The sequence below is a fragment of the Streptomyces sp. NPDC059785 genome, from assembly GCF_042732375.1.
Classification (GTDB): Bacteria; Actinomycetota; Actinomycetes; order Streptomycetales; family Streptomycetaceae; genus Streptomyces.
In genome coordinates, this window is sequence record NZ_JBHWHV010000038.1 from 64,740 (window position 1) to 85,917 (window position 21,178).

The 21,178-nt window shown below is 71.9% G+C and carries 18 protein-coding genes; 9 read left to right on the forward strand and 9 right to left on the reverse strand.

Annotated elements, in window-relative coordinates; all coding sequences use genetic code 11:
- The 5 genes from ACFV6E_RS26535 to ACFV6E_RS26555 all read right to left on the reverse strand — a co-directional run bounded on the left by ACFV6E_RS26535 (nt 1) and on the right by ACFV6E_RS26555 (nt 6,344).
- Entirely contained in the window at nt 1-1,635 is a 1,635-nt protein-coding gene (locus ACFV6E_RS26535; protein ID WP_385171128.1) for an ABC-F family ATP-binding cassette domain-containing protein, read from the reverse strand.
- Nucleotides 1,636-1,954: 319 nt separating this feature from the next.
- The gene (locus ACFV6E_RS26540) at nt 1,955-2,554 is read right to left on the reverse strand and encodes a TetR/AcrR family transcriptional regulator (RefSeq protein ID WP_385171125.1); all 600 of its coding nucleotides are present in this window, start codon (nt 2,552-2,554) and stop codon (nt 1,955-1,957) included.
- A 72-nt stretch (nt 2,555-2,626) separates the two neighbouring features.
- Nucleotides 2,627-3,589: a quinone oxidoreductase family protein gene (locus ACFV6E_RS26545; protein WP_385171123.1), complete on the reverse strand. Its 963-nt coding sequence runs from the start codon at nt 3,587-3,589 to the stop codon at nt 2,627-2,629.
- A gap of 120 nt (nt 3,590-3,709) precedes the next feature.
- Nucleotides 3,710-5,365 (reverse strand): FAD-dependent oxidoreductase, encoded by a 1,656-nt coding sequence (locus ACFV6E_RS26550; RefSeq protein WP_385171121.1) that lies wholly within the window; start codon nt 5,363-5,365, stop codon nt 3,710-3,712.
- A gap of 64 nt (nt 5,366-5,429) precedes the next feature.
- Complete coding sequence (locus ACFV6E_RS26555; protein ID WP_385171119.1) at nt 5,430-6,344, reverse strand: diiron oxygenase; 915 nt, start codon at nt 6,342-6,344, stop codon at nt 5,430-5,432.
- 501 nt (nt 6,345-6,845) lie between these two features.
- Between ACFV6E_RS26555 and ACFV6E_RS26560 the strand changes: the two genes are divergently transcribed.
- The 4 genes from ACFV6E_RS26560 to ACFV6E_RS26575 all read left to right on the forward strand — a co-directional run bounded on the left by ACFV6E_RS26560 (nt 6,846) and on the right by ACFV6E_RS26575 (nt 10,304).
- Nucleotides 6,846-7,541 (forward strand): TetR/AcrR family transcriptional regulator, encoded by a 696-nt coding sequence (locus ACFV6E_RS26560; RefSeq protein WP_385171116.1) that lies wholly within the window; start codon nt 6,846-6,848, stop codon nt 7,539-7,541.
- A 32-nt stretch (nt 7,542-7,573) separates the two neighbouring features.
- Nucleotides 7,574-7,774, forward strand: coding sequence for a ferredoxin (locus tag ACFV6E_RS26565; RefSeq protein WP_385171113.1), 201 nt, complete (start codon nt 7,574-7,576; stop codon nt 7,772-7,774).
- Nucleotides 7,771-8,961 (forward strand): NAD(P)/FAD-dependent oxidoreductase, encoded by a 1,191-nt coding sequence (locus tag ACFV6E_RS26570; protein ID WP_385171111.1) that lies wholly within the window; start codon nt 7,771-7,773, stop codon nt 8,959-8,961. The genes ACFV6E_RS26565 and ACFV6E_RS26570 overlap by 4 nt, the downstream gene beginning before the upstream one ends.
- Nucleotides 8,962-9,053: 92 nt before the next feature.
- Complete coding sequence (locus ACFV6E_RS26575; protein WP_385465063.1) at nt 9,054-10,304, forward strand: cytochrome P450; 1,251 nt, start codon at nt 9,054-9,056, stop codon at nt 10,302-10,304.
- A gap of 30 nt (nt 10,305-10,334) precedes the next feature.
- Here the strand turns inward: ACFV6E_RS26575 and ACFV6E_RS26580 are convergent, their stop codons facing one another.
- Together ACFV6E_RS26580 and ACFV6E_RS26585 are read right to left on the reverse strand one after the other, a co-directional pair.
- Nucleotides 10,335-10,943 carry a cysteine hydrolase family protein gene (locus ACFV6E_RS26580; RefSeq protein WP_385465066.1) on the reverse strand — a complete coding sequence of 203 codons (609 nt, stop codon included), beginning with the start codon at nt 10,941-10,943 and terminating at the stop codon, nt 10,335-10,337.
- A 65-nt stretch (nt 10,944-11,008) separates the two neighbouring features.
- Nucleotides 11,009-12,358, reverse strand: coding sequence for an MFS transporter (locus ACFV6E_RS26585; protein ID WP_385171157.1), 1,350 nt, complete (start codon nt 12,356-12,358; stop codon nt 11,009-11,011).
- Nucleotides 12,359-12,631: 273 nt separating this feature from the next.
- On the opposite strand from ACFV6E_RS26585, the gene ACFV6E_RS26590 reads away from it, so the two are divergent.
- The 4 genes from ACFV6E_RS26590 to ACFV6E_RS26605 all read left to right on the forward strand — a co-directional run bounded on the left by ACFV6E_RS26590 (nt 12,632) and on the right by ACFV6E_RS26605 (nt 16,613).
- Nucleotides 12,632-13,006 carry a hypothetical protein gene (locus tag ACFV6E_RS26590; protein WP_385465069.1) on the forward strand — a complete coding sequence of 125 codons (375 nt, stop codon included), beginning with the start codon at nt 12,632-12,634 and terminating at the stop codon, nt 13,004-13,006.
- A gap of 255 nt (nt 13,007-13,261) precedes the next feature.
- Nucleotides 13,262-14,119: a polyphosphate polymerase domain-containing protein gene (locus ACFV6E_RS26595; RefSeq protein WP_385465072.1), complete on the forward strand. Its 858-nt coding sequence runs from the start codon at nt 13,262-13,264 to the stop codon at nt 14,117-14,119.
- Nucleotides 14,116-14,793, forward strand: a complete 678-nt coding sequence (locus tag ACFV6E_RS26600) for a DUF4956 domain-containing protein (RefSeq protein ID WP_385171097.1) — start codon at nt 14,116-14,118, stop codon at nt 14,791-14,793. The genes ACFV6E_RS26595 and ACFV6E_RS26600 overlap by 4 nt, the downstream gene beginning before the upstream one ends.
- On the forward strand, nt 14,793-16,613 hold the full coding sequence (locus ACFV6E_RS26605; protein WP_385465075.1) for a CotH kinase family protein: 1,821 nt from the start codon (nt 14,793-14,795) through the stop codon (nt 16,611-16,613). Before ACFV6E_RS26600 ends, ACFV6E_RS26605 begins: the two co-directional genes overlap by 1 nt.
- A gap of 87 nt (nt 16,614-16,700) precedes the next feature.
- On the opposite strand, the gene ACFV6E_RS26610 is transcribed toward ACFV6E_RS26605, so the two are convergent.
- Nucleotides 16,701-19,013 (reverse strand): FdhF/YdeP family oxidoreductase, encoded by a 2,313-nt coding sequence (locus tag ACFV6E_RS26610; RefSeq protein WP_385465077.1) that lies wholly within the window; start codon nt 19,011-19,013, stop codon nt 16,701-16,703.
- Nucleotides 19,014-19,252: 239 nt separating this feature from the next.
- Here ACFV6E_RS26610 and ACFV6E_RS26615 point away from each other — a divergent pair, with 239 nt between their 5' ends.
- Entirely contained in the window at nt 19,253-20,173 is a 921-nt protein-coding gene (locus ACFV6E_RS26615; protein WP_385175905.1) for a LysR family transcriptional regulator, read from the forward strand.
- A gap of 110 nt (nt 20,174-20,283) precedes the next feature.
- Here ACFV6E_RS26615 and ACFV6E_RS26620 read toward each other — a convergent pair whose 3' ends face one another.
- The gene (locus tag ACFV6E_RS26620; protein ID WP_385175908.1) at nt 20,284-21,045 is read right to left on the reverse strand and encodes a FadR/GntR family transcriptional regulator; all 762 of its coding nucleotides are present in this window, start codon (nt 21,043-21,045) and stop codon (nt 20,284-20,286) included.
- Nucleotides 21,046-21,178: the final 133 nt, after the last annotated feature.

Consider the following 21,178-nt stretch of genomic DNA (forward strand, 5'->3'; position numbering starts at 1 on the left):
TCACACCTCGGGAGCCCCCGTCTCCAGCAGCCGCCCCTCGGACAGCCGCAGCCACCGGCCCACCCGGATCCCGGCGAGGAAACGCTCGTCGTGGCTGACGACCACGAAGGCCCCCTGGTAGGCGGTCAGCGCGCTCTCCAGCCGGCCCACGCTGACCAGGTCCAGGTTGTTGGTCGGCTCGTCCAGCAGCAGGAGCTGCGGCGCCGGTTCGGCGTACAGGACGCAGGCCAGGGTGGCGCGCAGCCGCTCGCCGCCGGACAGGACGCCGACGGGCAGGTGGGCGCGCGCACCGCGGAAGAGGAAGCGGGCGAGCACGTTCATCCGCTCGGCCTCGGCGGTGCCGGGCGCGAAGCGGGCGAAGTTCTCCGCCACCGTACGGCCGGGGTCGAGGAGGTCGAGCCGCTGGGAGAGGAAGGCGACGCGTCCTTCGGCGCGCGAGAGCTCGCCGCCGTCCGCCGCGAGGTCCCCGCCGACCAGCCGCAGCAGCGTGGACTTGCCCGCGCCGTTGGGCCCGGTCAGGGCGATGCGTTCGGGGCCGCGGATCGTCAGGTCGACACCGTCTCCGGCGAAGACGTCCCGCTCGCCGTGGCGCCGCCGCATCCCCGTACCGAGGAAGACGGTGCGGCCCGCCGGGACCCGGGTGCCGGGCAGCTCCAGCGCGATGCGCTGGTCGTCCCGCAGGGCGCGGCCCGCCTCGTCGAGCCGGGCCCTGGCGTCGCCGACGCGTGCGGCGTGCGTCTGCCCGGCCCGGCCCGCGGACTCCTCGGCGCCCCGCTTCATGTTCCCGGCGAAGATACGGGGCAGGCCCGCGTTCTTCAGATTGCGGGCCGCGTTGCTCGCGCGGCGCTCGGCGCGCTCGCGGGCCTGTTGCAACTCCCGCTTCTCCCGCTTGAGTTCCTGTTCGGCGTTGCGGACGTTCTTCTCGGCGGTCTCCTGCTCGGCCCGCACGGCCTGCTCGTAGGCCGTGAAGTTGCCGCCGTGGAAACGGAGTTCGCCGCGGTCGAGTTCGGCGATGCGGTCCATCCGGTCGAGCAGCGCCCGGTCGTGGCTGACCAGCAGCAGACAGCCGCCGAAGTCGTCGAGGGCGTCGTACAGCCTGTGCCGTGCTTCGAGGTCGAGGTTGTTGGTGGGTTCGTCGAGCAGCAGGACGTCGGGCCGCTTCAGCAACTGGGCCGCGAGCCCGAGCGACACGGTCTGGCCGCCGCTGAGGGTGCCGAGGCTCCGGCCGAGGGTGACATCGGTCAGGCCGAGCCGGTCGAGCTGGGCGCGGGTGCGTTCCTCGATGTCCCAGTCGTCGCCGACGGCGGTGAAGTGCTCCTCGGCCACGTCCCCGGACTCGATGGCGTCCAGCGCCCTGATCACCGCGGCGACGCCGAGGACGTCGGCCACCGTCAGGTCGGCGGTCAGGGGCAGGTCCTGCGGGAGGTGGCCGGGCGTTCCGGTGACGGAGACGCTGCCGCCGCCGGGCCGCAGCTCCCCGGCGATCAGCTTGAGCAGGGTGCTCTTGCCCGCGCCGTTCGGAGCGACGAGGCCGGTACGGCCGCCGCCCAGGGTGAAGGACAGGTCCTGGAAGACGGGGGTGTCGTCGGGCCAGGAGAAGGACAGGGCGGAGCAGACGACGCATGCGTCGGACATGAAGGAGAGACCTCAGGTGTCATGGCGGGCGCGCGCGAAGGCGGCGGCCCGGCCGGGGACATGGCGGAAGGGAACGACGGCATGGCCACGACGGCGGCGCTCCTCGGCGCCGGCCGGTGGCCGCTCAGCCCCGGGTATCACCCGGAGATGTCGTCGTCACCCGCCATGTCTGGTCTCCCTGTCGGTCGGACTCGTGCGCGGTCGCCCCGCACACGATCGATGGCCCGGACATGCTAACAGCGACCGGTACGCGAACGCGGGCGGGTGTGTGCGCCCGGGTCGGCGGCGGCCCCGCACGTGCCGCCGCCGCTGTCCCGCGTCAGCCCGTCGGCCGGGACTGCCGCAGAAAGGCGATCCCCTGGTCGAGTGCCGCTTCGAGGTAGTCCGTCGTGCCGGTCGAGAGCAGGATCAGCACGCCGCCCTGGACGCCGGCCAGCAGCGCGGCGGCGCTGCGGTCGGCGTCCACGTCCGGGCCGATCTCCCCGCTGCCCTGCATGTGCCGGATGCCCTGGGCCAGTTCGGCGTGCCAGCGCTCCATCAGCTCGGTCACCACGGCCTGCGCGCCCTCGGTGGTCCGCCCGAGCTGGGACATGGCGACGTTGAGCGGACAGTTCCTGCCCTGTTCCCGGTAGCGGGCGAGGACCTTGTCGCGCCAGCTCTGCCAGGCGGACCACGAGGTGAGCGAGGAGAGCTGCGGCTGCTGGTCGCTGATCACCCGGTCCGCCTCGTGGCGGGCCACGGCGAGGAGCAGTTCCTCCTTGCCGCCGGGGAAGTAGTGGAAGAGCTGGCTCTTGCTGGTGGACGTGCGCGCCAGCACGTCGTCGAGGGTCATCGAGAGCACGCCCTGCGCGCGGATCTCGGCGGCGGTTCCCTCGACGATGCGCTGCTTGGTCGCGGCGCCTTTGCGGGTCAGCGGCACCGTGGGGCCTCCTGGTCGTCACCGGTTCACAGCTGCTCGGAGCCGGCGTGGCTCCGCCGTCCGGACGTGCTCTCAGGGCAGGAGCAGCAGCTTGCCCGTGGTGCGGCGTGACGCGAGGTCGGCGTGCGCCCGCGCCGCGTCGGCGAGAGCGTAGCGCCCGCCGATGCGCGGGGTGACCCGCCCGGTGCGGACCATGTCGAAGACCTCGCCGGTACGGGCGACGAGCGCGTTCCGGGTGGGCACGTGGTCGTGGACGATCGGGTACGACAGCAGGATGCTGTGCGGCAGGTCGGTCACGTCGATGGCCGGTACGCCCATGAAGGGGCCGTAGTAGGCGTGCACGCCGTGCGGCCGCAGCGACCGCTGGGAGGACGCGAACGTGGCCGAGCCGCCGCCGTCGTAGACCACGTGGGCGCCCTGTCCCGCGGTGAGTTCCCTGACGCGGTCCTCGAAGCCGCCGCCGGCCGAGACCAGGACGTGGTCCGCGCCCGCCTCCTTCGCCGGGGCCGCCTTCTCCTCGCGGGAGACCAGGCCGATGACCGTGCCACCGCGCGCCTTGATCATCTGGGTCAGCATGAGCCCCACCCCGCCCGCCGCCGCGTGCACGACGGCCGTGTCACCCGGCTTGACCGCGTACGTCTCGGTGGTGAAGTGATGGGCCGTCAGCCCCTGCATCAGCACGGCCGCGGCGGTCTCGTCGCTCAGCTCGTCGGGCACTTCGACCAGGGAGTCAGCCGGGACGGCCAGCAGTTCGGCGTAGCTGCCGGGGTGGTAGAACCAGGCCACCCGGTCGCCGACGGCGAAGCCGTCGACCCCCGCGCCCAGGCCGGTCACGCGGCCCATCCCCTCCACGCCGAGGACGGTGGGCGCCCGCCAGCCCTTCGACGGTGCCGTGCGGGCGCCGACGTCCATGAAGTTGACCCCGGCGACGCCGAGGCGGACGAGCACCTCGCCCGGTCCGGGTTCCGGGTCCGGCAGCTCGGTCCAGTCCATGACCTCCGGGCCGCCGTGCCGCTCGATACGGATGCCGTGCATGGGAGTACGTCCCTCCTGTGAGCCGTGGCCGGGCCCGATGGGCGAGCCCGGCACCGACGAACGTAGAGAGACGAAAATGGACCCACAAGTCCAGTCCTGTGGCCGGTACGGCGGCCGTGGTCAGACCGGCGTCCGCCGCCGTCGTCCGGCGGCGGCTACGAGCTCTGGCACCGTGGTCAGCTTGGTACGCACCCTGCCGTCGCCGGTGCCCCGGGCGAGTTCGGCGCGGTCGATGGCGGCGAGCCCGCGCGCGTCGACGACGTGACGGTTACGGCGCCGGGCGAGCCGCTGGAAGGACTTCCACGACAGGGCGGGGGCGCGCAGCGTGCCCGCGACGGCGTCGGCCAGCAGGGTGCCGACGGTCTCGGCGGCGCAGGCCCGGTTGGCGCCGATGCCGCCGGACGGGCCGCGCTTGATCCACCCCACGACGTACGCGCCGGGCTGTCCCGCGACCCGGCCCGCCTCGTGCGGGACGGTCCCGGTGGCCTCGTCGAAGGGCAGTCCGGGCAGCGGGGTGCCCCGGTAGCCGATCGCCCGGAGCAGCATGCCGGCCGTCAGCTCGACGTCGCCGGACGCACCGGTGACCCGCGCCGCCCGTACCGCCCCCGCGTCGTCGCCGAGCACCTCCACGGGCGCGGAGTGGAAGCGCAGGACGATACGGCGGCCCGCGGGCGGCGGGCCCGACCAGTCGACCTTCTCGCGGCGTACGTCCTTCAGCAGCGCCGCCTTGTCCCGCGGCCCGGCCGCGTCGATCGCCGCGCCGATGCGCGGGTCGTGGTCGTCGACCACCACCTGCACGTCCGGGAGCTGGGTGAGGGCCAGCAGTTCGGGCCGGGTGCAGGCCGCGTCCTCGGGGCCGCGGCGGCCGAGCAGGACGACCTCGCGGACGCCGGCGGTGCGCAGGGCCGCCAGCGCGTGCCCCGCGATGTCGGTGCCGGCCAGGTCGTCCGGGTCGGAGACCAGGATGCGGGCGACGTCGAGGGCGACGTTGCCGTTGCCGACCACGACGACGCGCTGCGACGACAGGTCCACGGCGTCGGGCGCGACGTCGGGGTGGGCGTTGTACCAGGCGACGAACGTGGTGGCCGGCAGGGAGCCGGTCAGGTCCTCGCCGGGGACGCCGAGCCGGCGGTCGCCGGAGGCGCCGACCGCGTACACCACCGCGTCGTGGTGGGCGGCCAGTTCCTCCACGGTGACGTCCTCGCCGACGCGCAGTCCGAGGTACATCCGTACCCGCGGGTGCTCGTGCAGCCGGGCGAAGGTCTCGCCGACCTTCTTGGTCGCGGGGTGGTCGGGCGCGACGCCGTAGCGCACCAGGCCGCCGGCCACCGGGAGCCGGTCGACGAGGGTGACCTCGGCGCTGGTGTGCAGCAGCAGGTCCTCGGCGGCGTACATGCCGGCCGGTCCGGTGCCGACGACCGCGACGCGCAGCGGGCGGAAGTCGGCGGGCAGCGTACGGTCGAACGACGGCGCGCCCCAGCGGTGGAAGTTGGGGCTGTCCGCGGCGACTTCGGCGGGCTCGGCGTCCGCGAAGTACGCCGCGTTGATGTCGGCGTACGCCTTCTGCGGGCCCATGAGGGAGTCCGCAGGGAAGATCGCGTCCACCGGGCAGGCGTCGGCGCAGGCGCCGCAGTCGATGCAGGCCTTCGGGTCGATGTACAGCATCTCGGTCCGGCCGAAGGCGCGTTCCTCCGGCGTCGGGTGGATGCAGTTCACCGGGCACACGGCGACGCACGTGGCGTCGCTGCAACAGGTCTGGGTGATGGCGTAGGTCATGGTGTCCGCTCTGCTCGGCGACGCTGCCGGGTCGCTCGGGTCAGGTCACGTCAGGTGGGCGCGGTCAGATCAGGTGGGCGCGCTTGTAGAAGGCCAGGGCGGGCTTCGTGAGCAGCCGGCAGGAGCCCAGGAACTCCATGAGCCCGGCGCAGCTGGAGCGCATCATCGCCTTGTGGTGCTCGTTGGCCTTCGCCTCGGCGAGGGCACGCTTCTCGTCCAGCCCGGCGTTGGCGTACACCTTCTTGTTCACCATGCTGGTGACGATGACGTACGCGGCCACGGCTATCACGAAGGCGTGCAGGTGCCGGCGGACGGGTCCCGCCTCGGCGAGGTGCTTGCGCGTCTCCTCGCGGGCGAACTTCATGTGCCGTGATTCCTCGACGACATGAATGTTGTTGATGGTGCGCACGAACGGGACGACGCGCTCGTCGCGCATCCAGTCGCGCTGCATGACGTCGAGCACCTCCTCCGCGACCAGGATCGCCGCGTAGGCGGCCTCGCCGAACGCGAGGGTCTTGAAGCCGCGGCCCAGTTCGATGGCGGCCCGGCGCGGCTGGTACGCCGGGGCGCCGAGCTTCTTGGCGCCGCGGGCGAACATGATCGAGTGCCGGCACTCGTCGGCTATCTCGGTCAGGGACCACTGGACCGTGTCCTCGGTGGGGTCCTTGGCGTAGATGTCGCGCAGGATGAGCTGCTGGAGGATGATCTCGAACCAGATGCCGGTGCTGGCGACCGACGCGGCCTCGTGCCGGGTCAGCTCCTTGCGCTGGGCGTCGGTGAGTTCGGACCAGTACGCGGTGCCGAACAGGGTGCTCCACTCCGGGCTCGCGCCGTGGAAGTCCTTGTCCAGCGGGGTGTCCCAGTCGACCTCGGTCGCCGGGTCGTAGGACAGCGTCGCCGACGAGTCGAGCAGTCGCCTGGCAACACCAGGGCCCTCGGTGCTTCCCAGAACTTCCGGCCGGGCTGTGCTGCTTGCCATGCTCCCAACTCCTCAGTTCGAGTGTTCGAGTAACTGACGTGCGGTGCGGCGGGGTGGGGTGGGGTGGGGGGAGTGCGGGGCGGCCGGGCGCGGGGCGGCGGCCGGCCGCCACGGAGCCGCGCGGCAGCCCTGTCGAGGCGCCTCCGACCCGTTGTTAGACGGACTGTATAACAAGGGATCCGGGGTGGCCTACCCCTCGGTAGGGATCAGTTGGCGCCTTCGCGCCACCGCCGTGCGGGCGCCGTCGGCAGGTGATCCGCCTGACGTGCCTGTACAGCGTGGTGAGGCGGCCCGTGTGCCGCGGGCGGGGGCGGCATGCTTTTCGGACTTTTCACCGGGCGTCCACATCTGCCGCTTGATTAATGCAGCTGTTTTAAAGTTGGCTGGGCGGAGACAGGCGGTCCGCTTGCGCTGGACGACTCCGGAGATCCGCATGACCGACGTGTACGACGACCGACAGGGCACGCCACGGCGCCCGTCGACGCGGCCCGGCGGTGCGCGATGAGCGCGCGTGCCACCCGCAGCGGCAGCCGTTCCGCCGAGACCCGCGAGGCGATCATGGCCGCCGCCGAACGGCTCTACGCGGAGCACGGCCCGTCCGCCGTCTCGAACCGGCAGATCGGCGAGGCCGCGGGCCAGGGCAACGTCGCCGCCGTCGGCTACCACTTCGGCTCCAAGGCCGAGCTGGTGCGCGCCCTCATCGACCGGCACGCCGAGCCCATCGAGCGGATCCGGCAGCGGCTGCTGGCGGAGACCGGAGACAGCCGCGAGGTACGGGACTGGGTCGCCTGCCTGGTGCGCCCGGCCCCGGAACACCTGGCCTCGCTCGGCGTCCCCTCCTGGTACGCCCGGTTCGGCGCGCAGGTCATGACCGACCCCCTGCTCTCGGCGCTCGTCACCGACGACGCCCTGATGCGCGCACCGCTGGCCCGCACCCTGCGCGGCCTCGGCCACTGCCTCGACCACCTGCCCGCCGACGTGCGCCGGCAGCGCGGCCAGATGGCCCGGCTGCTGATCACCCACACCTGTGCCGAACAGGAACGCGTGCTGGCCGAGCGGCCCGGAGCGTCCCAGGCGTCCTGGCAGGAGACGGCCGCCGCGCTCACGGACGCGATCACCGGACTGCTCCTCGCCCCCGTCACACCCGCGGCATCCGCCCCCGTCACAACGCCGCACCCGCGCACGTCACATCCGTGACCGCCCCGCCCCCCACCCAAGGAGAACCCCACATGAAGATCACCGTCGACGAGGTGAAGTGCTGCGGAGCCGGGCAGTGCGTGCTCATCGCCCCCGAGGTCTTCGACCAGCGCGACGAGGACGGCATCGTGCTCCTGCTCGACGCGGAACCCGGCGCCGACCACCACGACGCGGTACGGGAGGCGGCGAGCGTCTGCCCGGCGGCCGCGATCGAGCTGAGCGAGACCCCGTGACCCACCCGTCGAGCGTCCTGGTGGTGGGCGCCTCCGCGGCGGGCCTCGCCACGGCCGAGAGCCTGCGCCGCAAGGGCTACGCGGGCCGGCTCACCCTGCTGGGCGCCGAGCCGCATCCGCCCTACGACCGGCCGCCGCTGTCCAAGCAGGTCCTCGCCGGCACCTGGCGGCCGGAACAGGCGCACCTGCGCTCACCGGACCGCCTCGCCGCGCTGGACGCCGAGTTCGTACTGGGCGACCCGGCCGTGGGCCTGGACGTCGCGACGCGCACGGTGCGCACTGCCTCCGGCCGGCACCTCCGGGCGGACGCCGTGGTCATCGCCACCGGCGTACGGCCCCGGGCGCTGCCCGGCCAGCGGCGGGCGGCGGGCCTGCACATGCTCCGTTCGCTGGACGACGCGCTGGCGCTGCGGTCGGACCTGACGGCCGCCGGGCACGCCGTGGTCGTGGGCGACGGGGTGCTCGGCGCCGAGATCGCCGCGACCGCGCGCACCCTGGACGTGCCCGTCACCCTGGTCGGCCCCCAGCCGACCCTGATGGCCTCCCAACTCGGGCTCACCGTCGGCCGGTTGCTCACCGACCTGCACCGGGAGCGCGGCGTACGGCTGCGGCTCGGCACGGCGGTCGCCGGGCTGACGTACGGTCAGGACCGCGTCACCGGGGTGCGGTTGGGGGACGGTGACACGCTCGACGCGGCGGTGGTCGTCGTCGCCATCGGTGCCGTGCCCGAGACGGACTGGCTCGCCGGCAGCGGCCTCGCGCTGGGCGACGGCGTGCTCTGCGACGCCCACGGCCGGGCCGCCGACGGGATCTACGCCGTCGGTGACGTGGCCCGCCGGCCCGACGCGGAGAGCGGGGCCCTGCTGCGGCTCGAGAACCGGACCAACGCCACCGAGCACGCCTCGGCCGTCGCCGGGACCATCCTCGGCGAGCTGCGGCCGTACGCGCCGGTCCCGTACTTCTGGACCGACCAGTTCGACGCGAAGATCCATGTCCACGGGCGGCCGGCGCCGGACGACGAGGTGCGCGTCGTCGAGGGCGACACCGGCGCACGGCGCTTCGTCGCGGCGTACCACCGGCAGGGCCGGGTCACCGGAGTGCTCGGCTGGAACATGCCCAAACAGGTGCGACAGCAGCGGCAGGCGCTGCTGGTCGGACCCCCGCCGGGGGTCACCGCCGACGCCTGACCCGCGGCCTTTGCCATCGGCCATCGGCCTGGGCGAAGCCACCGCCGCACTCACCGGCCCACCCCCCATCACCGACCTCCGAAGGATCCCCCATGCGCCCCACCGCCCCGACGGACCCCGTAACGGACTCCGGACCGGACGACATCCGCGACTTCCCGCATCCGCGTTCCGCGGGCTGCCCCTTCGACCTGTCTCCCGGCATGCGCGCACTGGCGCAGGAAGGGCCGGTGACCCGGACCCGCGCCTGGAACGGCCGGGCCCCGTGGACGGTCACCGGTCACGCCGAACAGAAGACGCTCCTCGGCGATCCCCGCCTCAGCGCCGACTTCTCCCACCCGGGCTTCCCGAGCCCCGTCGCCCACCACGGGGAGAGCGAGGCGGGCGCCACCGACCTCAGCTTCGTCGGCATGGACGACCCGGAACACGCCCGGCTGCGCCGTATGGTCAGCGGCGCCTTCACCATCAAGCGGATCGAGGCGCTGCGCCCGGCCGTCCAGGCGATGGCCGACCGCTTCATCGACGACCTGCTGGCCGGGCCCAAACCCGCCGACCTCGTGCAGGCCCTCGCGCTGCCCATCCCGTCGCTGGTGATCTCCGAACTGCTCGGTGTCCCCTACGAGGACCACGACTTCTTCCAGACCAACAGCAAGACCATCGTGTCCGCCGTCGCCACGCCCGCGCAGCGGCACACCGCGCACACCAATCTTCAGGACTACCTGGACGACCTCGTCGGCAGGAAGACCGCCGAACCCGGTGACGACCTCCTCTCCCATCTGGGACGGCACATCGACGCGGGCGAGCTGAGCCGCCGCGAGGCCGCCGCCATGGGCGTACTGCTGCTGCTCGGCGGCCACGAGACCACCGCGAACATGATCTCCCTGGGCACGCTGCTGCTGCTCCAGCACCCCGACCAGCTCGCCCGCATCCGCGACGCCGAGGACCCGAAGGTGGTCGTCGCCGCGGTCGAGGAACTGCTGCGCTACCTCAGCATCGTGCACCTCGGCCGCCGCAGGACCGCGGTCGAGGACATCGACATCGCGGGCCGCACCATCCGGGCCGGCGACGGGGTGATCCTCCTCGGCGAGCTCGCCAACCGCGACCCGGCCGTCTTCCCCGACCCGGACCGCCTCGACATCGGCCGCGACGCCCGCCACCACCAGGCGTTCGGCGCGGGCACCCACCACTGCCTGGGCCAGCCGCTGGCCCGGATGGAGCTCCAGGTGGTCTATCCGACGCTGTTCCGCCGCATCCCCACCCTGCGGGCCGCCGTGGACCTCGACGAGATCCCGTTCAAGCACGACGCCGTCATCTACGGTCTGCACGCGTTGCCCGTGACCTGGTGACGGCACCGCTCGCGGGCGCGGCGGCCCGGTTCAGGCCGCCGCGCCGGTGACGGCCCGGTTCCAGCCGGCGACGGTGCTGACGTCGCCGCGGTGGGCGAAGACCCGCTCCAGGAGCGCCCGGTGCAGCTCCGGGTCCCGGTCCGCGCAGCCGTCCGCCAGGAACGTCAGCCGGTAGTCGAGGTCGAAGGCCTCGCAGGCGGTGGAGAGCACGACGCCGCTGGTGGCGATCCCGGCGAGGACGAGGTGTCCGGCGGACCCGGCGGCGAGCACCTGCCGCAGGTCGTTGCCCGCGAAGGCGCTCACGCGGTTCTTGACGACCACCGTCTCCCCGGGCACCGGCGCCACGTCCGGGTGGATGGCGGCGTCCGGGTCGTCCTCGGTGTACGCGTCCGGGGGCAGCGCGGAGAAGACGCGGTTGCCGGCGCCGACTTCGGGGTGGCCCGGTCGGAAGCCCAGCTTCACGTGGATGACGGGGATGCCCGCGCAGCGGGCCGCGCCGATGGCGGAGGCGACCCGCGGGAGGTAGCCGGGGTCGCCGACGCGCGTCAGGTGACCGCGCTGGAGGTCCATGACGAGCAGGGCGGTACCGGACCGCGGGGCGTCGGGTCGTGCGTTCAGGGTGTTCGAGGCGTCGGGCATGAGTGGGTGCTGCTTCCTGTGGGCGGGGGATGGGTGGCTCGGTGTGCACGCCGGGGCGTGCCGGCTCAGGAACCGCCGGTCGCCGCGCGGGCCTCGGCGTCGGCCTGGCGCAGTCCGCGGTCGAGCACGGTGGACAGCAGGAACAGCACCCCGGCGCCCAGCATGAACCAGGCCAGGTGGTGCAGCCCGCCGGTGTCCGCGTGCAGGTGGAAGGAGGAGGCGGTGGCCGCGGAGGCGACGATCGAACCGAGGTAGATGAAGGTGCGCAGCAGCCCCGCGGAGGAGCCGATGCGCTCGGGCTCGGCCTGGAAATAGACCGAGTTCTGCAGGGCCAGGCTGTTGAGCCCCTGCGGCACACCGAAGACGAGGCCGACGACGAGCAGCATCCAGACGGGGCTGTGCCCGCCGAGACCGAGGATCAGCGCACAGGCCACGATCTGCGCGACGGCGCCGACCACGAGCTTGCCCCGCACACCGGGCCGCCGGCCGGTGAGCGTCGAGACGACGATCGCGGTCAGGAACAGCGGCAGTTGTACGAGCCCGGCCTGCGACGGGGTGAGCCCGCGCCCCTCCTCCACCCACTGCGTGAAGCCGTACAGGAACCCGTACGCCACGGCGTACGCCGCGAGCGCCCGTACGTAGGTGGCGATGAGCGGGACGTTCCCGCCGAGCACGCGCAGGTCGATGAAGGGCACGGCCGCGCGCAGCTCGCGCAGGGTGAACGCGCCCGCCGCGACGACGGCGATCAGCAGCAGGTACCAGGTGTCCGCGTGCAGGTCCATCAGGAACAGCAGCAGTGCCACCAGGGTCGCCGCGAAGAGCGCCATGCCGGGGAAGTCGAGCTGCGACGCCGTACGGGTGCCGTCGGCGGGGCGGACGCGGCTCTGCTTCGGCAGCCGCAGGGCGCCCAGGAGGAGTGCGGCCAGGGCGAGCGGGACGTTCAGGGCGGACGTGGCGCGCCAGCCGCCGAGGCCGATCAGCAGCCCGCCCAGCGAGGGGCCGATGACGGCGATGGTCTGGTTGGAGACCGCGAGCACGGTCAGCACACCGGCGGGACTGTCGCGGCCGGTCCGCTCGGCCTCGCTGCGCAGCAGCGACATGGCGGCCGGATAGCCGGCGCAGGTGCCGAAGCCGAGCAGGACGCGGGCGCCGATCAGCGTGCCCAGGTTCGGGGCCAGCGCACCGAGGGCACCGGCGATGCCGACCAGGGTGGTGCTGATGAGGAACAGGCGCCGGGGGCCGAACAGGTCGATGAGGCGTCCGACGACGGGCTGGCCGACCGCGGTGGCCAGATAGAGCGCCGACACCAGCCAGGCCGTCTCCGACGGCGGCGCGCCGAACGCGACTCCGATCGGGACGAGGGCGACGGAGACGATCGAGGAGTTGATCGGGTTGAGGACCGAGCCGAGGATCATCGGGGGGATCAGCCGGCGGTCGAAACGGCCTGGTGCCCCGTCGTGCGAGCCGCCGCGCGCGTCGTCACGCGTATCGCCCGGTACATCGCCCGGCATCTCGCCCTGTGAGCCGTCTCGTGCGTCGTCCGCGGGGTCGCTCCTCATGGCCCCACCGTAAAACATTCAGTCTCGGCTGTACAGTTTCGACTGTATGTATGGCTGCCGCCGGTGCGGGGTGCGGGGGAGGGCGGAAAGCCGTCGCGCCACCGTCGCCCCGTCTCGTACTGTCGCGGCGTGAGAAGTCATCGCCGGACGCGCCGGCTGGTCGTCGGGGACGTGACCTGGCTGTGGACGGTCCGGCACCGGCATCCGGACTGCCGGGAGGTGCTCTCGCTGCGCCAGGAGGGGGTCCCGGTGAAGGTCCGTGTCGTCTTCCGGCCCGGTCCCGGCCGGTGCGTGAGCGACGGGTGGTTCATCCCGTCGGGCTCGGTCGCCGACGACCGTACGACGCTCAATCTCCACCGGCCGGGCGCCGTCCGCGGGCTGGTGGATCTGCTGGCCGTGCGCGGGCTGCTGCCGGTGTCCCCCGGTGAGACGGAGGTGGACGGCTGGCCGTTGCTCGACGCGCTCGGCGACGCCGACGGCGGCGGCGGGCTCACGCCTCGCTGAAAAACCGGGCGTTCACCTTGTGTTCATTCGGTGTCCTAAGGCCGTTCAGATACAGCTCTCACGACCCTTTCATCTCTTACCGGTTTCTTACGTGGAGGAGGTTGATCGCCGACCAACTGAAGGGACGTTATGACTGGCTGGCTGAAACGCCGCCGCGATGGCGACGGCGGATACGGGGGCGGATCCGGGGGAGACCCCACGCTCGCGGAGCCCGGTGGCACACCGCCGGGCGTCGCGGGAGAAGAGGCCCTGCGTGTGGCCAGCAGACTCCACGCGTTCAACCGCTACGAGCTGAAATACCTCGTCCCGGTGGACGAGGCGGCGCGGATCCGCGACGAGCTCGCACAGCGCATGGACCAGGACGCGCACAGCCCCGTCGGCGGCTACGGCGTGTGGAGCCTGTACTACGACACACCTCAACTCCGCTTCTACTGGGAGAAGATCGAGGGCCTGAAGTTCCGCCGCAAGCTGCGCATCCGCCACTACGGCGACCTCGACGGCGTCACCGACGAGTCCCCGGTCTGCGTGGAGATCAAGCAGCGCGTCAACCGGGTCACCCAGAAGCGCCGCATCACCCTGCCGTACGCCACGGCCCGGCAGCTCTGCGACGAGCGGGAGCTGATCGAGCACTCTCCGCGCGAGAACGCCTTCGTCAACGAGGTCCTGGAACTGGTCGTCCGGCTGAACCTCCAGCCCACCGCCATCACCGGCTACCAGCGCGAGGCACTGGTCGGCCGTGACCAGGACACCGGACTGCGCGTCACCTTCGACCGCCGCATCCGCGGCCGCGACCGGGACTTCCACTTCGGCGTCGCGAACCCCGAGAACCGGTTCACCATCCCGCCCCACATGTCGGTGATGGAGATCAAGGTGAACGAGCGCGCCCCCTACTGGATCACCGACCTGGCGGCGAAGCGCAACCTCAACCTCATCCGGGTCTCCAAGTACGTGCAGTCCATCGAGTCGTTCGGTCTGGCACCCCGCTCCGCCTTCCACGTCCGCGAGGAGGACCTGCCCCCGGCCCCGGCCGGCCACGGCCTCCCCGCCGTACCCACCCCCACCACCCCCACATCCCCCACGCAAGCCCGCGCCACGGAGGCACTCCACTCGTGAATCTCAACCTTCAGGACCTGAGCGGTACGTTCAGCGTCACCGACATCGTGCTCGCGATGGCCCTGTCCTTCGTGCTCTCCACGGTCATCGGCTACGTCTACCGGGCCACCCACAAGAACGTCTCGTACAGCCAGTCGTACGTGCAGACGCTGGTCATCGTCGGCATGATCGTCGCCCTCATCATGCTCGTCGTCGGCTCCAACCTGGCCCGCGCCTTCTCCCTGGTCGGAGCGTTGTCGGTGGTCCGGTTCCGGAACGCGGTGAAGGAGACGCGCGACGTCGGCTTCATCTTCCTGGTGATGGCGATCGGCATGGCCTGCGGCGCCCGCTTCTACACCCTCGCCGCGGTCGGCGGCATCGTGATCGCGCTGATCATCCTGGCGATGAGCAAGTTCAACTGGTTCGCCCTCAACGTCCAGCGCCAGGTCGTCAAGGTCCAGGTCCCCGCGGGTGAGGACCACACCCACGCCATCCAGGACGTACTGCTGCGCCACACCGACGAGTTCGAGCTCGTCAGCACGGAGTCCATCCGCGGCGGCACGCTGACCGAGGTGTTCTACACCGTCCGCATCAAGAAGGGCCACGAGCCGGGTGAGCTGGTCGCGGCCCTCCAGGAGCGCACCATGGGCCAGCGGGTCACGGTCCTGACCGGTTACGACCAGACGGACCTCTGATGGCGGCCCCCCGCACGCGGCTGGTGCACCGCATCCCGCTGCGGCTGCGCCACCACTGGAAGCCGACCGCATTCCTCGCGGTCGGGCTCGCCGCCCTGCTGGTCTTCCTCGGCGACGCGCGCATCACCCCGTTCGTCACCAGCGCCTCGCGCGCGGACGCGGACGAGATCACCGAGAACGTCACGGGCGCGGTCGACCTCTTCGATTCCTCCGAGTCCCACTCGATCCAGCTGTCGTACGAACAGACCGACTTCGACGACATGATGGAGAAGTTCCAGGACGAGGGCGAGAAGGAGTTCATCGAGGCCGACCTCACCATCGACGGTGTCTACCTGAACGACGTCGGCATCCGGCTCAAGGGCAACTCCACCCTCCAGAGCCTGCGCAGCGGCGGCCAGGGCGGCAACCGCGGCGGCCAGGGCGGCGGCGGCCCGCAGGGCGGCTTCCCGGGCCAGAACGGCCAGGAGGGCCAGCAGCAGGGCGGAACCGGTCAGCAGCAGAACACCGGTCAGGACCAGCAGGGCCGGCAGACCCAGCAAGGTCAGCAGGACGACGGTGACCAGCAGCAGGACCAGCAGGACCAGCAGGACCAGCAGGGGCAGCAGGCCGGCGGCGGGATGGGAGGCGGTGGCGGCATGAACCAGTACGACCTGTCCGCCTCCAAGCCCGAGGAACTGCCGTGGCTCATCAGCATCGACGAGTACGTCGAGGGCCGCGCCTACCAGGGCCACCGTGAGATCTCGCTGCGCCCCGGCGTCGACGAGGCCCTGCCGCTGAACGAGGCCCTGTCGCTCTCCCTGATGAAGAAGTCGGGCCAGACGGCCGAGGGTTACGCGTTCACCGGCGTGCAGGTCAACAACCGGCCCGCGGTCACCCGGCTCATGGTCGAGAACCCGAGCAAGGACTACGTCGACTCGGAGATCTCCTCGACGGGCGTGGCGTACAAGGCGCGCGCGGGCGGCAGCTTCGACTACGTGGGAGACGACCCCACCGACTACGAGGAGTCCTTCAAGCAGCTCAACCTCAAGGGCAGCCAGGACCTCTCCCCGGTGATGAAGCTCCTGAAATGGGTCAACAAGGCGTCGGACAAGGAGTTCGCCGAGAATCTGGACAAGTACGTCGACGTCGACTCCTTCGCGGAGTACGTGGCGACGCAGAACCTGATCCTGAACTTCGACGACATGGCCGGTCCTGGCAACAACTACGTGCTCTGGTACGACCTCGACACCAAGAAGTTCTCCGTCCTCGGCTGGGACTTCAACCTGACCTTCAGCGGCACGGCCACCACCGGACCCGACGATTCCACCAGCATGGGCGGCGGCGGTGGCGGTGGCGGCATGCCGGGTGGGAACGCCACCGGGAACACCGGCGACACCGGTGACGGGGCGGCGGCCGACGCCGCACCGAACGCCATGCCGTCGGGGATGCCGTCGGGGATGCCCTCCGGCATGCCCCAGGCCGGCGGCGGCCAGACGGACGGCGGCCAGAACGGCGGCTTCCCGGGCGGCGCCCCCGGCGGTGACGGCGACGACAATGCCAAGGGCGGCGGTATGGGCGGCGGCGGTATGGGAGGCAACATCCTCAAGGAGCGCTTCCTCGACACCGACGCCTTCGACAGCGCCTACCACTCCGCGTACAAGAAGCTGTACCAGCAGTTCTTCGGCTCGGGCTACGCGGTCGACGCCCTCGACGCCCTGGCGAAGCAGGCCAAGGCGGCCGGTGCCGACGCGTCAGGTGTCGCCAGTACGGCCAAGTCCCTTCGTACGACCGTCACGACGCGGACGAAGAGCCTGGCCGGGGACGAGGTGATCACCGGCTGATCCCCGGCCCGGACAGGGGAAAGCGGCGGCCGGCCTCAGCGAGAGGCCGACCGCCGCTTTCCTGTGTCCCGGCCGTCTGTGCGCCCGTCAGACGGCGGAACGGTCCGCGCCCGCGCGCGCGGGCTCCAGGCGCACGATGACGCCCTTCGAGGTCGGGGTGTTGCTGATGTCGGCGACGCTGTCGAGCGGTACCAGGACGTTGGTCTCCGGGTAGTAGGCCGCGGCGGAGCCGGTCGTGGTCGGGTACGACACGACGCGGAAACCGTCGGCCCGGCGCTCCACCCCGTCGGTCCACACGCCTACCAGGTCGACCATGCTGCCGTCCGCGATGCCGAGTCCGTCGAGGTCGGCGGGGTTGACCAGGACGACGCGGCGGCCGCCCTTGATGCCGCGGTAGCGGTCGTCCATGGCGTAGGGGATGGTGTTCCACTGGTCGTGCGAGCGCAGCGTTTGCAGGACCAGGTGGCCCTCGGGCGCGGTGAGGGCGGTGAAGTCGTTCACCGAGAAGACGGCCTTGCCGCTCGGGGTGCGGAACACCTTGTCGTTGACCGGGTTGGGCAGCCGGAAGCCGCCGGGCCGCCGGACCCGCTCGTTGAAGTCCTCGAACCCGGGGACGACCCGGGAGATACGGTCCCGGACGGTGTCGTAGTCCGCCTCGAACTCCTCCCAGGGGATGCCGGACGCCGGGCCCAGCACCTTGCGGGCCAGCCGGGTGATGATGGACACCTCGCTGAGCAGGTGCGGGGAGGCCGGGGCCAGCCGGCCGCGGGTGGTGTGGACCTCGCTCATGGAGTCCTCGACCGTCATGAACTGCTCGCCGCCCGCCTGCACGTCGCGGTCGCTGCGGCCGAGCGTCGGCAGGATCAGCGCCGTGCGCCCGCACACCGCGTGCGAGCGGTTGAGCTTGGTCGAGATGTGCACGGTCAGCCGGCAGTTGCGCATGGCGCGCTCGGTGGCGTCGCTGTCCGGCGTCGCCCGTACGAAGTTGCCCGCGACGCCGACGAACACCTTGGCGCGGCCGTCGCGCATGGCGCGGATGGAGTCCACCGAGTCCAGGCCGTGCGCGGTCGGCGGGGTGAAGCGGAACTCGCGCTCCAGGGCGTCCAGGAACGGCTGGGGCACGCGCTCCCAGATGCCCATGGTGCGGTCGCCCTGCACATTGCTGTGCCCGCGGACCGGGCACACGCCCGCGCCGTGGCGGCCGATGTTCCCGCGCAGCAGCAGGAAGTTGACGATCTCCCTGATCGTGGGGACGCCGTGCTTGTGCTGGGTCAGGCCCATCGCCCAGCAGACGATGATGCCCCGGCTCCTCAGGACGCGGGCGTGCACCTGCTCGATCTCGTCGCGGGTCAGCCCGGTGGCGTCCAGCACCTCGTCCCAGGACGTCAGGGTGCGGGTCCGCTCGGCGAACGCGTCGAACCCGGCGGTGTGCGCGTCGATGAACTCCTGGTCGAGGACCGTGCCCGGCTCCTTGTCCTCGGCCTCGAGGAGCAGCAGGTTCAGCGCCTGGAACAGGGCGAGGTCGCCGCCGGGGCGGATCTGGAGGAACTGGTCGGCGATGTCCGTACCGCGGCCGACGATGCCGCGTACCTTCTGCGGGTGCTTGAACCGCAGGAGCCCGGCCTCGGGCAGCGGGTTGACGGCGACGACCTGGCCGCCGCGGCGCTTGGTCTCCTCCAGGGCCGACAGCATGCGCGGGTGGTTGGTGCCGGGGTTCTGCCCGACGACGAAGACGAGGTCGGCGTCGTAGAGGTCGTCCAGGCTGACGCTGCCCTTGCCGATGCCCAGTGTCTCGTTCAGCGCCGAACCGCTGGACTCGTGGCACATGTTGGAGCAGTCCGGCAGATTGTTGGTGCCGAAGGCGCGGGCGAAGAGCTGGAGCAGGAAGGCGGGTTCGTTGGCCAGCCGGCCCGAGGTGTAGAACAGCGCCTCGTCCGGGTGGTCGAGATCCCGCAGTTCACCGGCGAGCAGGTCGAGCGCGGCGTCCCAGCCGATCGGCTCGTAGTGCTCGGAGCCCTCGCGCAGCACCATGGGCTCGGTCAGCCGGCCCTGCTGGTTGAGCCAGTAGTCAGAGGCCCGGCCCAGCTCCGCGACGGTGTGCTCCTGGAAGAACTCCCTGGTCACCCGGCGGGTGGTGGCCTCGTCCGCGGTGTGCTTGGCGCCGTTCTCGCAGTATTCGTTGGCGTGCCGCTCGCCGGGGCCCGGGGCGGGCCAGGCGCAGCCGGGGCAGTCGAAGCCGCGGGTCTGGTTGACGTTCAGCAGCGTCAGCGCGGTGCGCCTGGGTGAAGTCTGCTCCAGGGCGTACTTCAGGGCGTGTGCCACGGCGGGGGCGCCGGTGGCCCATTTCTTGGGGGCCGAGACGGTCAGCTCGCCCTCGTCCGGTTCGTCGATGCCGCGCATCGAACATCACGCCCTTCCCGAGTGCGCCACGCACTGGCTTGCGGATCTCGACAGATCCCGTCACTGTCCCCCGCCGCGTTCCGCCAGGTCAAAGCGGTAGTTCCGATCGCTTGATAGGCACCGCCGATCAAGGGAGGGACCGCCGACGCCGTACGGGCGCGGCGGGGCATGAGCGTACGGACGGACGGGCGCGGCGGGGGCATGAGGGCCGCAGGGGGACCGCCGGTGCAAGATGAGGTGTGCTGCTCCGCCAACTCGAGTACCTGGTCGCTCTCGCCCGGGCCCGTCACTTCGCCCGGGCCGCCCAGGCGTGCTTCGTATCCCAGCCCGCGCTGTCGGAGGGGATCCGCAAGCTGGAGGAGGAACTGGGCGTCCCGCTGGTGCTCAGGGGACGCAGGTTCGACGGCTTCACCCCGGAAGGGGAGCGGGTCGTTCTCTGGGCGCGGCGGATCCTCGCCGACCGTGACGCGATGCACGACGAGATCCGGGCGCTGCGCTCCGGGCTGACCGGGCAGTTGCGCATCGGGGTGGTGCCCACGGCGTCGACGGCCGTCTCACTGCTGACCCAGCCGTTCTGCGCCGCGAACCCGCTGGCGACGGTGCGCGTGGTCGCCGATCTCCAGTCCGTGGACATCGTACGGATGCTGCGGACCTACGAGCTGGACGCGGCGGTGACCTACCACGACCCCTCGCTGGACGGGGAGTTCACGTTCGTGCCGCTGTACCGGGAGCGCTACGCGCTGCTGACCCAGCGGCCGGCCGCCGACCCCGGGCCGGACGAGATCTCCTGGGCGCGGGCGGCCCAGTACCCCCTGTGCCTGCTGCATCCCGGGATGCAGGGCCGCCAGGTGCTCGACGCCGTCTTCGGCGAACTCGGCACGCCGGTCACGCCGCGCGTCGAGACGGACTCCATCGCCTCCCTGTTCGCACACGTCAGGGCGGGTCAGTGGGCGAGCGTCGTGCCGCACGCCTGGCTGCACGTCTTCGGGATCCCCGCCGGGATGTGCGCGGTCCCGCTGGTCGAACCGGTCCGCACGGCGCGCGTCGGGCTGCTGCTGCCGCCCCGGGAGCCGGTCTCGGTGATCGGCCGGGCGCTCGTCGAGGTCGCCGGACGGGTGGACGTGGCCGCCGTCCTGGAGGAGATGCCGGGCGTGGCCTGAGCCGCGGGGCCCGCGAACAGGCTTTTACGCCGCGGGGCCCGCGAACAGGCTCTTGCGCCGCGGGGCCCGTGAACAGGCTCTTGCACGCAGGCTGTTACGACAACCGGTGCTCAGCCGGTGCCGTCCATCGACGCCCGCAGCCGGTCGCTGGCCATCCGCATGTGCTCGGCCATGGCGCGGTCCGCGGCCTCCGGGGCGCGGTCGCGGATGGCCGCGAGGACGGCGTCGTGCTCGCACAGGGTGCCGCTGACGGTGCCCTCGATGTCGCTGACGCGTTCCATCCAGACCTGGAGCAGCGCCCGGATGCTGTGCAGGATGTCGCTGAGCACGGTGTTGCGGGCGATCCGTGCGCACTCCAGGTGGAAGGCGATGTCCGCGTCGATGAACGCCTTCACGTCACCGCCCGCCTCGCGCATGTGCCGCAGGTGTTCCTCGAGGCGGGTCACGTCCTCGTCGGTGGCGCGCTCGGCGGCCAGCCGGGCGGAGACGCCCTCCATGTAGGTGCGCACCTCGACCAGGTCCTGCGTCCTGCGCTGACCGAGCATCAGGCCCCAGTTGATGGCCCGGGGCAGGAACTCGGAGGTGCCCTCGCGGACGTAGGAGCCCGAGCCCGGCCGGATCTCGATGATGCCGAGCACGTCGAGGGCGGACAGGGCGCCGCGCACGCTGGACCGCGCCACGCCCAGCGCCTCGGCGAGCTGGCGCTCGGCGGGCAGCCGGGTGCCCGGCCGGATGTGTCCGGCCGAGAGGTGATCGAGGAGCCGCTTGGCGACCTCGCTCACGGAGGATTCGCGCACCACGGGGCGCAGGAGCTGCGCCAGGTCCGGGGCGGCGGCCGGCTGCTGCTGATCAGGCTGACTGGTCACGGTCACCAGTCAACCAGATGGCGGTGCCCCACGGCTGACCTGGCAGTTCAGGATCCAGAGAGCTGTGTTCAGGAGCTGGACCACCGGGATTTGTCAAGAGTTCCGCGCGTCATCGATCTTGAGACTCTCGCCACACTGG